The sequence below is a fragment of the Lactiplantibacillus sp. B652 genome (genome assembly GCF_023806745.1).
GTDB classification, from domain to species: domain Bacteria; phylum Bacillota; class Bacilli; order Lactobacillales; family Lactobacillaceae; genus Lactiplantibacillus; species Lactiplantibacillus pentosus.
Window position 1 is genome coordinate 1 of the sequence record NZ_JAMSKY010000054.1, and the last position, 802, is coordinate 802.

Sequence of the window (802 nt, forward strand, 5' to 3'; positions counted from 1 at the left end):
AAGACCACGAAAGGTTCTCAACTATCAATCGGCAATGGCAGTTCTGCCAGACTTCGATTAACTAGACCAATAACTAAGAATAGGTCGAAAGTGTTGCACTTGATTTGACAATTCGGGTAAAATTCTATACATTTAATTAGTGTGTTTATAATTGGAACAACTAAATTTATATGAGGTGATTAACATGGCTGAAGAACCAAAGAACGTTGATATAAAAGATATGTTACATTTTAAAACTGGTAATATTGCCTTACCTGTTTTGGAAACAATTCTGAATACGATTCCCTTTGAATTGGGATTTTGTGACGAGAATGATGAATTTCAATGGTTCACTGATAATGGACATCGGGTCTACAAACGTTTTAAAGAGACCTTTGGTAAAAACGTTTTAGGCCTACATCATGGCGGCGCCCGCCCACAGGTTCAAGAATTATTGAAACAATTTCATGCTGGTACAAAGGATAATTTTGAATTTTTACTAGATCTTGATGGTCGTAAAATTTATATTTCTTTTTATGCAGTTCATGATGAGAATGGTAAATACCTTGGTTGTTTTGACTTTACAGGGGACATCACTGAGTTACAACAAATGAAAGAAACTGCTAAGGTGATTCCACCTATGGATGCCATTAAAGCTAAAGAAGCTGCTGAAAAATCGACAGATAAAGATTAATTAAAGCAAACCTTTAAGAACCTGTCTAATATCTAAAAAATCTGATATAGTTTTATTAAAAAGTGAGTTTTAGCCATGAAAAACTATCCAAGCAATATTACCCGCAAACAATTTGAACAGATTCGACCA

The 802-nt window shown here is 34.0% G+C and carries 1 protein-coding gene; it reads left to right on the forward strand.

Going from position 1 to position 802, the window contains the following annotated elements; genetic code table 11:
* Window positions 1–184: 184 nt before the first annotated feature.
* On the forward strand, window positions 185–673 hold the full coding sequence (locus tag MZO40_RS16950; RefSeq protein WP_125772648.1) for a PAS domain-containing protein: 489 nt from the start codon (window positions 185–187) through the stop codon (window positions 671–673).
* The last annotated feature ends 129 nt before the right edge of the window (window positions 674–802 follow it).

Coding starts and splice junctions, on each gene's coding strand:
- MZO40_RS16950 (WP_125772648.1), top strand. CDS start 185: ATGGCTGAAGAACCAAAGAACGTTGATATAAAAGATATGTTACATTTT.